Source organism: Streptomyces sp. NBC_00669 (assembly GCF_036226785.1).
In the GTDB taxonomy this organism is placed as follows: domain Bacteria; phylum Actinomycetota; class Actinomycetes; order Streptomycetales; family Streptomycetaceae; genus Actinacidiphila.
Genome location: NZ_CP109018.1, coordinates 1,014,733 through 1,027,539 on the forward strand (window position 1 = coordinate 1,014,733; position 12,807 = coordinate 1,027,539).

The following is a 12,807-nucleotide window of genomic DNA, read 5'->3' on the forward strand; positions in this document are numbered from 1 at the left end:
CGATGGCATCGATAACACCAGAGTCTGTGAACCAAGCGAGCAAGCCTGATATCGCCGCACACACCCGATGAGCACCCGGTCCAGCCGGATAGCGGGCGCGTGGGGCCGCTCCCCCTGGTTCCGCCGGGGGCGCCCCCACCCGGGCGAAGCCCTGGGGGACAACGGCGCGACCAACCCACCACCGGCGGGAGACCCCTCAACGGGCAGGACGGGGCACCCAGATCAGCAAAAGGGGCGCGGGGAACGGCGCGGCCAACCCACCACCGGCGGGTGGTCCCTCAACGGGCAGGACGGGGCACCCAGGTCGGCAAAGGGGCGCGGGGAACGGCGCGACCAACCCACCACCGGCAGGTGGTCCCTCGACCGACAGCACCCACCACCCCGGAGGGTCAGGGCACCCTGACGGGAGCAGTGCTCGCGCGGACCACCAACGTGGGCTCCACGGAAGCGGGTTCGGGGGCGGCGCCCGGCTCGGCGATCGCCCGGACCAGGTGCGCCACCGCGAGCGCCCCCATCTCCGCGAACGGCTGCGCGACCGTGGTCAGCGAGGGCGAGCAGTACTCGGCGAGCGCGATGTCGTCGACCCCGACCACGGAGATGTCGTCCGGCACCCTGCGCCCGAGTTCGTGCAGCGCCCTGATCACGCCGAACGCCATCTCGTCGCTCGCCACGAACACCGCGGTGACGTCGGGGATGCGGCCCAGGATCAGGCCGTTGCGGTAGCCGGACGCGGGCGACCAGTCCCCCGCCAGCTCCGGCGGGACGGTACGCCCGGCGGCCTCCAGCTCGGCCCGCCAGCCGGCCGCGCGGCTCGCCGCGTCCAGCCACTGCCCGGGCCCGGACACGTGCCACACCGTCTCGTGGCCCAGGTCGAGCAGGTGCCGCGTCGCCAGCCGCGCGGCGAGCGACTGGTCGACGGCGACCACCTCGGTCGCCGAGGTGCGCGAGCCGTCGATGGTGATGGTGGGCACCGCACCGGTCAACTGCTCGATCTGCCGCGAGACATGGATCAGCGGCACCGCGAGGATCACGCCCTCCACGTGCTGGTCGGCCAGCCGCTGCAGCGCCCCCTCGATCGCGGAGGTGTCCAGCGACGCGGTGGTGGCGGTGCTCACCGCGTACCCGGCGGCCTGCGCGGCGTGCTCGATCCCCGAGGTGAGCGCGGTGCGCGAGTAGAAGCTGGTCTGGAGGGTGACCACGCCGATGGTGCGGCTGCGGCCGGAGGAGAGCATGCGGGCGGCGTTGTTCCGCCGGTAGCCGAGCTGCTCCACCGCGGCGAGCACCTTCGCGCGGGTCTTCTCCTGAACGTTCGGGTGCCCGGCCAGCGCCCGGGAGACCGTCTGCGCGGACACTCCCGCGACCCGCGCGACGTCCGTCATCCCCGGCGGCCGTACGCTCTCGCGCCCGCTCTGCTTCTCCATGGGCCCCTTCCGCTCCTCCCCCGATGATAACGGTCCCATCCGCCACCCTCCCGTGCGGCCGAGCGCCCCTCGGGGGTGGCCGCCGCCCGTGAAGGACACCCCGGCCCCGGAGAGGGGCCACCCAGGGGCCGCCGGACACCCGGCACCGGCCGGGCTTGGCATCGATATCATCCTGTGCAACAGTTCCCCCGAGGTTGCTCCACCCGTGAGCACGTCACTAGGGAGCGAGCATGGCGAAGTCGGCGGTGGACCAGACGGTATCGGTATCATTCCGCGGGATGGCGGTGGGCGTGGACGCCGATCAGCGGGACACTGCCGATCAGCGGGACGCGACGGCCCCCGTGGTCCCGGTCGGGAGCCCGGCGCAGCCACCCGCCCCGATCCTGTCCTACCCGCGGGGCGAACTCCTGCGGGACGGCGAGCCGCACCGGATACTCGCCGGGTCGCTGCACTACTTCCGGGTGCACCCGGCGCAATGGGCGGACCGGCTGGCCCGGTTGGCCGCGCTGGGCCTCAACACCGTGGACACGTACGTTCCGTGGAACTTCCACCAGCCGCGCCGCTCGGCGCCCCGCTTCGACGGCCCGCGCGACCTCGCACGGTTCCTCGACCTCGCGCAGGACGCCGGCCTGGACGTGATCGTCCGCCCGGGCCCGTACATCTGCGCGGAGTGGGACAACGGCGGGCTGCCCTCCTGGCTGACCGGCATGCCAGGGCTGCGGCCGCGCACCTCGCAGCGGCTGTTCCTGGACGAGGTGGCACGCTGGTTCGACGTCGTGGTGCCGAAGATCGCAGCGGCGCAGGCGGCGTACGACGGGCCGGTGGTCGCCGTGCAGGTGGAGAACGAGTACGGCAGCTACGGCGACGACACCGACTATCTGGAGTGGCTGCGGGACGCGCTGGTGGATCGCGGGATCAGCGAGTTGCTGTGCACCGCGGACGGCCCGACCGAGCTGATGCAGGACGGCGGTTCACTGCCGGGGGTGCTGACCACCGCGACGTTCGGCTCACGGGCCGGGCAGGCGGCACGGCTGCTGCGCGAGCGCCGGGCCGACGAGCCGTTCGTCTGCGCCGAGTTCTGGAACGGCTGGTTCGACCACTGGGGCGACCCGCACCACGTCCGCTCGGCCGGCAGCGCGGCGGGCACGCTCGGCGAGATCCTGGACGAGGGCGGCTCGGTGAGCCTCTACATGGCGCACGGCGGCACCAACTTCGGCCTGTGGGCGGGCGCCAACCATGACGGCACCCGCTTCCAGCCGACCGTCACCAGCTATGACTCCGACGCGCCGATCGCCGAACACGGTGCGGTCGGGGCGAAGTTCGTCGCGCTGCGGGAGCGGCTGCGGGCGGTGGCCGCCGGGACGCAGGACGGCGCCGCGGCGTCCGGGGCACGGGATCGCCCGCTGCCGCCGCCGGCCGAACTGCTCGCCCCGCGTGACCTGCCGGTGCGGCAGGGCGCGGGTCTGCTCGGCGGGCTCACCGCGATGTCCGCGGCGGTGCGCTCGCCGTACCCGATGAGCTTCGAGGAGCTGGGGCAGCCCTCCGGCCTGGTGCTGTACCGGGCGTGGCCCCGACTGCCGCACGGCAGCTGCGAGTTGACGGTGACCGGACTGCACGACCGGGCGCAGGTCTTCGCCGACGGGGTGCCGTTGGGCGTGCTCGACCAGGAGACCGGCTCGCTGGCCGTCGAGGGCGCCGGGCAGCGGGTCCGGCTCGAACTGCTGGTGGAGAACCAGGGCCGGATCAACTACGGCCCGCTGCTGGGCCAGGGCAAGGGCATCCTCGGTGGGGTCCGCGTCGAGCGGCGGCTGGTGCACGGCTGGGAGATGCGTGAACTCCCCCTGGACGAATGGTCGCCGGACGACGTGCGGATCGCGCCGGACGCGGCCGCGTCCTCGGGCGGCGCGGGCTTCGCCGTCGCGTCGTTCAGCGTGCCGCGGCCCGCCGACACCTTCCTCGCCTTCCCCGGCTTCGGCAAGGGCTTCGCCTGGGTCAACGGCACGCTGCTGGGCCGCTATTGGGAGATCGGTCCGCAACTGACGCTGTACGTGCCCGCGCCGCTGCTGGCCGCGGGCGGCAACACCGTGACGGTGCTCGAACTGGAGCGCTTCGGCGACCGGATCGAGCTGCGCGACCGGCCGGAGCTGGGCCCGCCGCAGGAGTTCGTGGAGACCTTCGACTGAGGCCCGCCCCCATGACGTGACCCGGGTCCCGGTGCCTCCGGGCCCGGGTCACCTCCCACCGCACTCCCCCGGCCGCTACGCGTCGGTGCCTTCCGGCGCCCGTGCTTCCTCCCGGGCCCCCTTACTCCTTGCTCTCCCTGCTTCTCCCTTACTTCTCCTTCTTCGCGCGGCTCGGCTGCACCCGCTTCGGCTCGCCCGCCATCTTCGGGTGGTCCGGCGGATAGGGCAGGTCGCCCAGCCCGTGCTCGGCCTCGTCGCGCGCGGCCAGCTCCAGGGCGGCGTCGAGCCGGAAGGCATGCTCCTCCATGTCGGCGTGCAGGTCGCCGACCTCGGCGTACCGGCCCGGCATGGTGGCGAGGTCGAAGTCGGCGGGCACCGCGCTGTCCAGCTCGTCCCAGCGCAGCGGTGCGGAGACGGGGGCCTGCGGGCGGGGCCGTACCGAGTAGGCGCTGGCGATGGTGCGGTCGCGGGCGGTCTGGTTGTAGTCGACGAAGATCTTCGCGCCGCGCTCCTCCTTCCACCAGGCGGTGGTGACGTGCGCCGGGTCGCGCCGCTCCAGTTCGCGGGCGATCGCGATGGCCGAGCGGCGGACCTGGACGAAGGTCCACTCGGGGGCGATCGGCACGAAGACGTGCAGGCCCCGGCCGCCGGAGGTCTTGGGCCAGCCGGTCAGGCCCAGCCCGTCGAGCACGTCGCGCAGTTCGTGGGCGGCGCGCACCGCGTCGGCGTAGTCGGTGCCCGGCTGCGGGTCGAGGTCGATGCGCAGCTCGTCGGGGTGCTCGGTGTCGTCGCGGCGCACCGGCCAGGGGTGGAAGGTGAGGCAGCCGAGGTTGGCCGCCCAGGCGACGGCGGCGGTCTCGGTGGGGCAGATCTCGTCGGCGTGGCGCCCGCTGGGGAAGGAGATGCGGCCGGTCGGAATCCAATCGGGCAGGTTCTTGGGCGCGCGCTTCTGGAAGAACGACTCGCCGCCGACGCCGTCGGGGTAGCGCTCCAGGGTGGTGGGCCGGTCCCGCAGGACGCGCAGGATGCCGTCCCCGACGCTCAGGTAGTAGCGGACGACGTCGGCCTTGGTGAAGCCGCGCTCCGGGAAGTACACCTTGTTCGGGTTGGACACGCGGACCGTGCGCTCGCCGACCGTGAGCTCCAGCGCCTCTGCCATGCCCCTCACGCTAGGCCGCCTCGCCGCGGACCGCCCGTCGGCGCGGCAGCCGCCTCACGCGCGCGGGCCGGGGCTCCCCCCGCCCGTCACTCGGCGGGCGCCCGGCCGCCGCGCGGCGGAGAATCCCGGCATGGACCTTCCCGTGATGCCGCCGGTGCGGCCGATGCTGGCGAAGTCGGCGGCGGCCGTCCCGCCGGGGATGCTGTACGAGCCGAAGTGGGACGGCTTCCGGGCGATCGTCTTCCGTGACGGCGACGAGGTCGAGCTGGGCAGCCGCTCGGGCAAGCCGCTGACCCGCTACTTCCCCGAACTGGTCGAGGCGCTGCGCGAGCAGGTGCCCGCACGCTGCGTGCTGGACGGGGAGATCGTGATCGCGAGGGACGGCCGGCTGGACTTCGACGCGCTGCTGGAGCGCATCCACCCCGCCGACTCGCGGGTGCGCCATCTGGCGGAGGTCACGCCGGCGAGCTTCGTCGCGTTCGACCTGCTGGCGCTGGGCGACACCTCGCTGGTGGCGGCGCCCCAGCGCGAACGGCGCGAGGCGCTGCTGCTCGCGCTGCGCGACGCGGCGGCCCCCGTGCACGTCACTCCCGCCACCGACGACCTGGCCGTCGCGCGGGAGTGGTTCGCGCAGTTCGAGGGCGCGGGCCTGGACGGCGTGGTCGCCAAGCCGCACGAACTGCCGTACCAGCCGGGGGCGCGGTCCATGGTCAAGGTCAAGCACGAGCGGACCGCGGACTGCGTGGTGGCGGGGCTGCGGCCGCACAAGAGCGGGCCGGTGGTCGGCTCGCTGCTGCTGGGCCTGTACGACGCGGACGGCCGGCTCCAGCACGTCGGGGTCTGCGCGTCCTTCCCGATGGCCCGGCGCGCGGCCCTCATGGAGGAGCTGGCGCCGCTGCGGATGGAGTCGGTCGAGGGCCACCCCTGGCAGGAGTGGGCCAGCGAGGAGGCGCAGTCCGCCGACCGGCTGCCGGGCGGGCCCAGCCGCTGGACGGGCAAGAAGGACCTCTCCTGGGTGCCCTTGCGCCCGGAGCGGGTCCTGGAGGTGGCCTACGACCACATGCAGGGCGACCGTTTCCGGCACACCGCCCAGTTCCGCCGCTGGCGCCCGGACCGGACCCCGGACAGTTGCACGTACGCGCAACTGGAGGAGCCCGTCTCCTACGACCTGGCGCAGGTGCTGGGCGGCGGCGGGCCGGCCGGCTGAGCGCCGGACCCGGGCCGCGCGGGCTCACGACTGTACGGGCTCCGCGCCGGCCCCGGGTGCCGCGCTGTCCTCGCGGATGCCCTCCTCCTGTTCCTGGGCGGTTTCGGACTTCTCACGGGACGGTTCCGCGCCGGATGCCCCCTGCGTGGACGCGGCCGGGCCGCCGGCGACGATGCGCAGCGCCTCGGCGAGGTCGTGGCCGGTGGGGGCCTGCTCCGGGTCGATGAGCCACAGCGCCAGCACCCCCGTGAGCAGGGCCTGGTGGAACATGCCGACGAGCTGCGCCGACTTCTCGTCCGCGGCGCTGTCAACGCCCTGGAAGAGCTCGGCGATCGCCTCGTGGGCGTCCGGCAGGGCCCCCGCGATCGTCTTGCGGAGCTCCTCGTCGTGCGGGATCTGTGCGAAGACCTCGAAGCTCACCCGCCACAGGCGGCTGTTGTCCGGAAACAGTTCGATCATCCGCGTCCAGGTGGACTCGAAGCGCTCCAGCGGGTCCTCGGACGCGGGGGCCTCGGCCGGAAGCGCGCGCAGCATCTCGCTGCCCCACTCGTTCATCGCCCTGATCAGGGCGGCGCGCAGCAGGACTTCCTTTGTCCCGTAGTGGTAGCCGATGGAAGCAAGATTGGTGCCGGACGCCGCCACAATGTCACGTGCCGTAGTCCGGGCGTAACCCTTTTCATACAGGCAGTGCTTGGCGCCTTTGAGCAGTTCCTCGCGATGTCCCATGGTCCAACTGTAGCTCTGGATCAGACGTATGTATTACACACTGCGTGCAATTCGTAGGAACGCATGTGGCTGCTGGTGAAGAAGCCGCTTTGCCGGACGAAAAGCCGAGGTGAGCGAGGGCGCGGCCCGGGACGCGACCGCACGCCGCGAACCGGTCCGCGCCCCCGCCCACCTGGCGTCGAGCCGATCTCCCGAGCGGCCGGCGCGGCCCGCGGACCCCTCCGCGCACCCCTCGGACGGCGGCGCGCGGACCCTCGGGGGCGGCCGACGATCGGGCAACCGGGGGGAATTCCGGGCGCCGGAACCGGGTCGGGCGAGGGTCGTCGGGAAAAACCGCCGAGCCCGGCGAACGGAGGCAGCGGATTTTCTCCGCTTGGCGCTCCGCGGTGGGCTCCCGTCCTCCGGCCGGCCGTCGTCCGGCGCCTTTTCCCGTTCCCGTACCGGGCGGACGAGGGGTGTTCGGCCCAGGAACACGCGGTGAGCCGAAGCCCCCTTCTCCCCGCCACCGCATAACATTCCGACCTGATTCCGACAGCTATTCCCGAGGAATATCGCGGGTATCCGCATTCGCCGGAGGCCCCGGCGCGGACCCCGCTCCCGCACGCGGACGCGGTAGGGGCCGTATACAAGCGAAAGTCATCCAACTGTCAACCAGATTTTTCCGGCCAGGCCATTCCGGCCCGTCGGGGCAACCCGGCAGTGACCGCCTCGGCCGCCGATCGACGGCTCGCCCGCGCGGGCGCGGCCGCTCGGCCAACGGCGTTCGCAGGGCGTCCGGCCTGGGCCGACGCCCCCACTCAGGGCGTGCCGGCTCCCCCGCTCCGACGGCGAACCGGCCGAATGTGGATCATAGGGGCCCGCGGACCGAAGGAGCCCTGTGAGTCCGCCACGAACTGCCGCGGACTTCAGGACCGGAACGTGCCCCCGCGGCTAGCCGGCGAAGGGACATCTCCCCTGATCCAACCCCCTATGCGCCCGTAGAGAGGGCGCCACCCCTACATGCGAACTTACTGCCGTGCAACTTGCGGTCAGCGCGAAACGACTGCCCGCTCTCTAGACTTACGCCGTTGATCGTACGTTGCATCGAGTCGCCAATTCGGGGGAAGATGATGACTCTCGTGGAACATCGTATGGACATTGAGATCATCGAATCAACACTGGCCGATTTCCTCTCCGGGCAAGCCCGTCTGCTGTTTATCGAGGGCGCCTCAGGCTGCGGAAAGAGCGATTTAATCGACTTCCTCGCAAAGCGAGCGGTGGCCGAGGGCGCCGCCCTCCTGCACGGGGTCGGGTCACCGGGCGAGGCGGACGTCCCGTCGGGAGTACTGCGGCAACTGCTCGCCGACGCGCCGACCCCGCGGCTGGCCCAGGTGCCGCAGGCCACGGACGGCCGGCCGCGCGCCGAGGCCATGCGCGAGTTCTGCGCGGCGATCCAGGAGCTGAGCCAGAACGTGCCGGTCGTCTGCTGCGTGGACGACCTCCAGTACGCGGACGCCGTGTCGTTGCAGTACCTCCAGGCGCTCATCCGGCACGCCCGTACCGGTCCGGTCCTGCTGGTGGCGGCGCGGTCGCTGCACTTCAGCTCCCAGGACCCGACGTTCGACACCGAGTTGCTGCGCCGGCCCGACTTCCGGCGCATCCGGCTGGGCCGGTTGAGCGAGGCGGCCGTCGCGGAGGCGGTCGCCGGCTACCCGCGGATCGCCGCCATCCCCGGGTCCGCCGCGGCGCTGCACGACATCAGCGGCGGCAACCCCCTTCTCCTGCGGGCCCTGCTGGAGGAGACCCGCGCCACCACCCCGCCCGCCACCACCACGGAGGAGTTGGAGCCGGAGCGCGGCGGGCTCTTCTCCCAGGCCGTGCTGACGTGCGTGCTGCGCAGCGGCCCGGCCGCCTTCGACCTGGGCGTCGCCCTCGCGCTGCTCCAGGACCGCGGCTCGCCGGAGCAGGCCGCGCTGCTGCTGGGCATCCCGGTCTCCGCGGTCGAGCAGGCCGACACCGCGCTGCGGGCGGCGGGCATCCTCGACGGCCACCGCTTCCGGCACCCGGGCGCCGCGGCCGCCGTGCTGGACGCGCTGGAGCCGGCCAAGCGGGCCCGCCTGCACCGGCGTTGCGCCCGCCTGGCCTACCAGGCGCAGGAGCCGGCCGCGAAGGTCATCCAGCACCTGCGCGCCTCCGTCCACGCCCACGAGCCGTGGCCGGACACCCTGTGGGCGGTCGACGTGCTGCGGGAGCGAGCCGAGCAGCTGATGGTCACCGACGACCCGCGGCAGGCCGCCGACCTGCTCCACCTGGCCTACGACGCCTGCACCGACGAGGGAACGCGGGCGGAGATCAAGACCCGGCTGTCCTCGATCACCTGGCGGTTCGACCCGGCCGCGGCCGAGAAGCACCTCGCCGAGCCGCTGCGGCTGGCGCGCGCGGGCCAGCTCAGCAAGGGCCGGCTGACCGCTCTGGTCCGCTCGCTCAGCGCGCAGGGGCGCATCGCCGAGACCGACGAGGTCCTGCGGCGGATGAACCCGCCCGGGCCGGACTCCGGTACGGCGCACGATCCCTACCCGAACCTGCCCCACGCGGCCTTCTGGGCGGTGCGGGACCGGGGCATGAGCGATCTGGCGGACTGCGAACGGTTCCTGCAGGACGCCGTCCTGACCGAGACCACGCTGCTGCCGATCGTGCAGGCCCTCCAGACGCTCATCCTGTCCGAGCACCCGGAGCGGGCCACCCCGTGGTGCCAGACCTTCGCCGACGACGCCGCCTGCCGCAACGCCCCCGCGTGGACCGCGGTGTTCGCCACGCTCCACGGCGACGTCCTGCTGCGTCTCGGTGACCTGCGCGGCGCCGAACGGCAAGCTCTACGCGCGTGGGAGGCACTGCCCGGCCGCAACGGCACCGTCTTCGTGGCGGCGCCGGCCGCCCTGTTGATCAGGGCGCGGACCGCGATGGGCCAACACGCCACGGTGGCCCGGCTGCTGGACCTGCCCATCGCCAACTCCCGTGACGACAGCGTGTACCTGTCCTCCTACCTGTACGCGCGCGGCGTGCACTACGTGGCGACCAACCAGTACGCCTCCGCGCTGCGTGACTTCCTGGAGGTCGGCAGGCTGCTGCGGTCCTGGGGACTGGACCGGCCGGTGGCCCTGCCGTGGCGGACGGAGGCCGCGGACGCGCTGGTACGGCTCGGGGAGCCCGAGCAGGCCGAGCAGTTGGTGGCGGAGCAGCTTTCCCTGCCGGACGCCCGGCATCCGCGGGTACGGGGCATCTCGCTCCGGCTGCGCGCGGCGATCCGGCCGCCGGAGCAGCGGCAGGCGCTGCTGAAGGAGGCCATCGACGAGCTGCGGCTGTCGGGGGACCGGGTGGAACTGGCCCGGGCGCTCGCCGACCTCGGCCAGCACCTCCAGGCGGTCGGGGAGACCAACCGGGCGAGCATGCTCACCCGGCGGGCCTGGAACCTGGCGCACGCGTGCGGCGCGAAGACGCTGCGCGAGGTCATCCTGCCCGGGCTCGCCGCGCAGTTGAACCCCTGCTATCCCACGGTGCCGCGGCAAAGACGGGGAGCCGAGGAGAGCGACGCAAAGCTGAGCGAGTCCGAGCGCCGGGTGGCCGCGCTCGCCGCGCATGGCTACACCAACCGGGAGATCTCCTCGAAGCTGTACATCACGGTCAGCACCGTCGAGCAGCATCTGACCCACGTCTACCGCAAGTTGAGCATCAGCCGCCGCCAGGACCTGCCGGTGGACCTCCCGCTCGGCTCCATGGAGAGCGCCTGAGCGACCGGGCGACGCGCAGGGCGGCCGCCCCACCGGCCGCCCCACCGTTCACCCGTCCCACCCCCCATCGTTCGCCCGTCCCGCCTCCCCACCGGCTTTCCGCACCGGCCGCCCCACCGGCCGCACGTCCCGCCGCCGCACCGGCTGCCCCACCCGCCGCCCTCGTCGCCGGCGCCGGCGCCGGAAACTGTGGGCGTTCGCATACCCGCCGTGCAAAGCAACCTGGAGTACGTTGACCCTCGGCATATCCAGATGCGACGGACGGGGGTCCTGTCAGGATGTCGGAGCCGGTATCTGATGAGCGGAACTGCCTCGAACTGGACGACGTCAGCGCCGCGGCCTACCGGGAAGCGATCCAGATCGGGACGTTCTCCCGCCAGGAGCTGGGCGACCGGATGGAGTTGCCGTCGGAGGAGGTCGTCAGGGCCGAACGGGTCCTGCGCCGGCTCCGGCTCCTTCAGGCGATGCCGGGCGCGCCGGACGTGCTCGTCCCGGTGAACCCGGACGTCGCCTCCGCCGATCTCGTCGGGCCGCTGGACGAGGAGGTCCACCGGATACAGAGGGCGGCGGCCGAGATCCGCAGCCAACTGCTGTCGCTCGTACCCGTGTACTTCGAGGCGCGCCGGCGGCGCAACGAGGTGGAGGCGTTCGACATCGTGTCCGACGCCGACACCGTCCAGTCGATGCTCGACCACTACCGCAGGCGGTGCCGCAGCGAGGTGCTGGACGTGCAGCCCGCCCGCCCCCGGTACGGCGCCGAGTCGGACCGGCCGGGGCCGTCGATGCTCTCCGCCCTCGAACGCGGGGTCGAGCTGCGGACGATCTACCAGCACACGGCGCGCGGTGATCTGACCACCATCGCCTACGTGCGGCAGATCACCGCCCGTGGCGCGCACGTACGCACCACGGAGGAACTCGTCGACCGGATGGTCGTCTACGACCGGGAGGTGGCCTTCCTGCCCGCGCAGTCGGCCCGGGGCGGCGGGGACGGTGCGGTCGTCGTGAAGGAGCCGAACCTGGTGGCCTTCATCTGCTCGCTCTTCAACTACTTCTGGAGCCGGTCGGTTCCGTTCGCGCCGAACACCGCGTCGCCGGCGCCGCGCACCGACGACCTCAAACGGTCGATCCTGCGGCTCATGGCGAACGGCTACAAGGACGAGATGGTGGCGCGCCGGCTCGGGATGTCGGTGCGCACCTGCCGCCGGCACATCTCCGACCTGACGGAGGAGCTGAAGGCCACGAGCCGGTTCCAGGCGGGTGTCATCGCCGCGCAGCGCGGTCTGATCGACGGCCAGCCGGAGCCCGGGGCGGGCTGGCTCGACGACAGGTGAGCGGTCACAGCCCCGCGAGGAAGGCCAGCAGGATCTCGTCGAAGCGCTCGGGCTCCTCCAGGTGGGGCAGGTGGCTGGACTCCTCCAGGATCTTCCAGCGCACGTCGGGGATCAGGTCCTGGTAGGGCTGCACGGTCGCCGGCGTCGCCTCGTCGTGGCGGCCCGAGATCAGCAGCGTCGGCACGGCGATGTCGGCGATGACGTCCTCCACGGACCAGTCGCGCAGGGTGCCGACGACGTGGAACTCGCTCGGACCGTTCATGGCGTAGTACACGGTGGGGTCGTTGTACAGCTCGTAGAACGACGCGGTCCAGTCCCGGGGCCAGGGCTTGAGCCGGCACACGTGCCGCTCGTAGAAGGGCTGCGCGACGGCGTGGTACGCGTCGGTGTCGGTGGTGCCGGCCGCTTCGTGGCGGGCGAGTTCCTCGTCGGTGCCGGGCGGCAGTTGGGACCGCAGCACCTTCATCTCCTGCATCCACAGCGGGTAGGAGGCGGGCGAGTCGGCGATGACGAGGCCGCGCAGCCCGGCGGGGCGGGTCGAGGCGTGCTTCGCGGACAGCAGGCCGCCCCAGGACTGCCCGAACAGGATGTAGTCGTCGGCCACGCCCAGGCCGCGCAGCAGGTTGTCGAGTTCGTCGAGGAACAGCTCGACGGTCCAGAAGTCCGCGCCGGCGTCCGGCAGATGGGTGGAACCGCCGTTGCCGAGCTGGTCGTAGTGGACGACCGGCCAGCCGTGCGCGGCGAAGCCGGCCAGCCGCAGCAGGTAGTCGTGCGTGCTGCCGGGACCGCCGTGCACGGCGACCAGTGCCGGCCGGCCGGCGCCCAGCTCGCCGGTGACGCGGTACCAGGTCCGGTAGGGACCGAACGGCAGGGTTCCTCGGGCGCTCGGGGCCGGGTGCATGATGTCCATCGCCTCTCTTTGGCACGTCGGTGACACGTCGGTTCCTGACGGTGGGGGGAGGCCGGCCGGACCGGCCTCCCCCCGGAGCCGCCCGCACAGGGGCGGGCGCCGC

8 protein-coding genes are annotated in these 12,807 nt (G+C 72.8%); 4 read left to right on the forward strand and 4 right to left on the reverse strand.

Features of this window, described 5'->3' with window-relative positions:
* Positions 1–389 precede the first annotated feature (389 nt).
* On the reverse strand, positions 390–1,421 hold the full coding sequence (locus tag OG896_RS04200; RefSeq protein ID WP_329362487.1) for a LacI family DNA-binding transcriptional regulator: 1,032 nt from the start codon (positions 1,419–1,421) through the stop codon (positions 390–392).
* A 278-nt stretch (positions 1,422–1,699) separates the two neighbouring features.
* On the opposite strand from OG896_RS04200, the gene OG896_RS04205 reads away from it, so the two are divergent.
* Positions 1,700–3,604 carry a glycoside hydrolase family 35 protein gene (locus OG896_RS04205; RefSeq protein WP_329362490.1) on the forward strand — a complete coding sequence of 635 codons (1,905 nt, stop codon included), beginning with the start codon at positions 1,700–1,702 and terminating at the stop codon, positions 3,602–3,604.
* A 148-nt stretch (positions 3,605–3,752) separates the two neighbouring features.
* On the opposite strand, the gene ligD is transcribed toward OG896_RS04205, so the two are convergent.
* The gene (gene ligD, locus OG896_RS04210; RefSeq protein ID WP_329362491.1) at positions 3,753–4,763 is read right to left on the reverse strand and encodes a non-homologous end-joining DNA ligase; all 1,011 of its coding nucleotides are present in this window, start codon (positions 4,761–4,763) and stop codon (positions 3,753–3,755) included.
* Between the two features lie 130 nt (positions 4,764–4,893).
* Here ligD and OG896_RS04215 point away from each other — a divergent pair, with 130 nt between their 5' ends.
* Positions 4,894–5,970 (forward strand): ATP-dependent DNA ligase, encoded by a 1,077-nt coding sequence (locus OG896_RS04215; RefSeq protein WP_329362493.1) that lies wholly within the window; start codon positions 4,894–4,896, stop codon positions 5,968–5,970.
* Positions 5,971–5,994: 24 nt separating this feature from the next.
* Here the strand turns inward: OG896_RS04215 and OG896_RS04220 are convergent, their stop codons facing one another.
* Positions 5,995–6,696 (reverse strand): TetR/AcrR family transcriptional regulator, encoded by a 702-nt coding sequence (locus OG896_RS04220; protein ID WP_329362496.1) that lies wholly within the window; start codon positions 6,694–6,696, stop codon positions 5,995–5,997.
* 1,130 nt (positions 6,697–7,826) lie between these two features.
* Between OG896_RS04220 and OG896_RS04225 the strand changes: the two genes are divergently transcribed.
* Both OG896_RS04225 and OG896_RS04230 read left to right on the forward strand, forming a co-directional pair.
* On the forward strand, positions 7,827–10,463 hold the full coding sequence (locus OG896_RS04225) for a helix-turn-helix transcriptional regulator (RefSeq protein ID WP_329362497.1): 2,637 nt from the start codon (positions 7,827–7,829) through the stop codon (positions 10,461–10,463).
* Between the two features lie 278 nt (positions 10,464–10,741).
* Positions 10,742–11,794: a helix-turn-helix transcriptional regulator gene (locus OG896_RS04230; protein ID WP_329362498.1), complete on the forward strand. Its 1,053-nt coding sequence runs from the start codon at positions 10,742–10,744 to the stop codon at positions 11,792–11,794.
* A gap of 4 nt (positions 11,795–11,798) precedes the next feature.
* On the opposite strand, the gene OG896_RS04235 is transcribed toward OG896_RS04230, so the two are convergent.
* Positions 11,799–12,695: a proline iminopeptidase-family hydrolase gene (locus OG896_RS04235; RefSeq protein WP_329373689.1), complete on the reverse strand. Its 897-nt coding sequence runs from the start codon at positions 12,693–12,695 to the stop codon at positions 11,799–11,801.
* Positions 12,696–12,807 lie beyond the last annotated feature (112 nt).

Coding starts and splice junctions, on each gene's coding strand:
- OG896_RS04220 (WP_329362496.1), bottom strand. CDS start 6,696: ATGGGACATCGCGAGGAACTGCTCAAAGGCGCCAAGCACTGCCTGTAT.
- OG896_RS04230 (WP_329362498.1), top strand. CDS start 10,742: ATGTCGGAGCCGGTATCTGATGAGCGGAACTGCCTCGAACTGGACGAC.
- OG896_RS04205 (WP_329362490.1), top strand. CDS start 1,700: ATGGCGGTGGGCGTGGACGCCGATCAGCGGGACACTGCCGATCAGCGG.
- OG896_RS04225 (WP_329362497.1), top strand. CDS start 7,827: ATGGACATTGAGATCATCGAATCAACACTGGCCGATTTCCTCTCCGGG.
- ligD (WP_329362491.1), bottom strand. CDS start 4,763: ATGGCAGAGGCGCTGGAGCTCACGGTCGGCGAGCGCACGGTCCGCGTG.
- OG896_RS04200 (WP_329362487.1), bottom strand. CDS start 1,421: ATGGAGAAGCAGAGCGGGCGCGAGAGCGTACGGCCGCCGGGGATGACG.
- OG896_RS04215 (WP_329362493.1), top strand. CDS start 4,894: ATGGACCTTCCCGTGATGCCGCCGGTGCGGCCGATGCTGGCGAAGTCG.
- OG896_RS04235 (WP_329373689.1), bottom strand. CDS start 12,695: ATGCACCCGGCCCCGAGCGCCCGAGGAACCCTGCCGTTCGGTCCCTAC.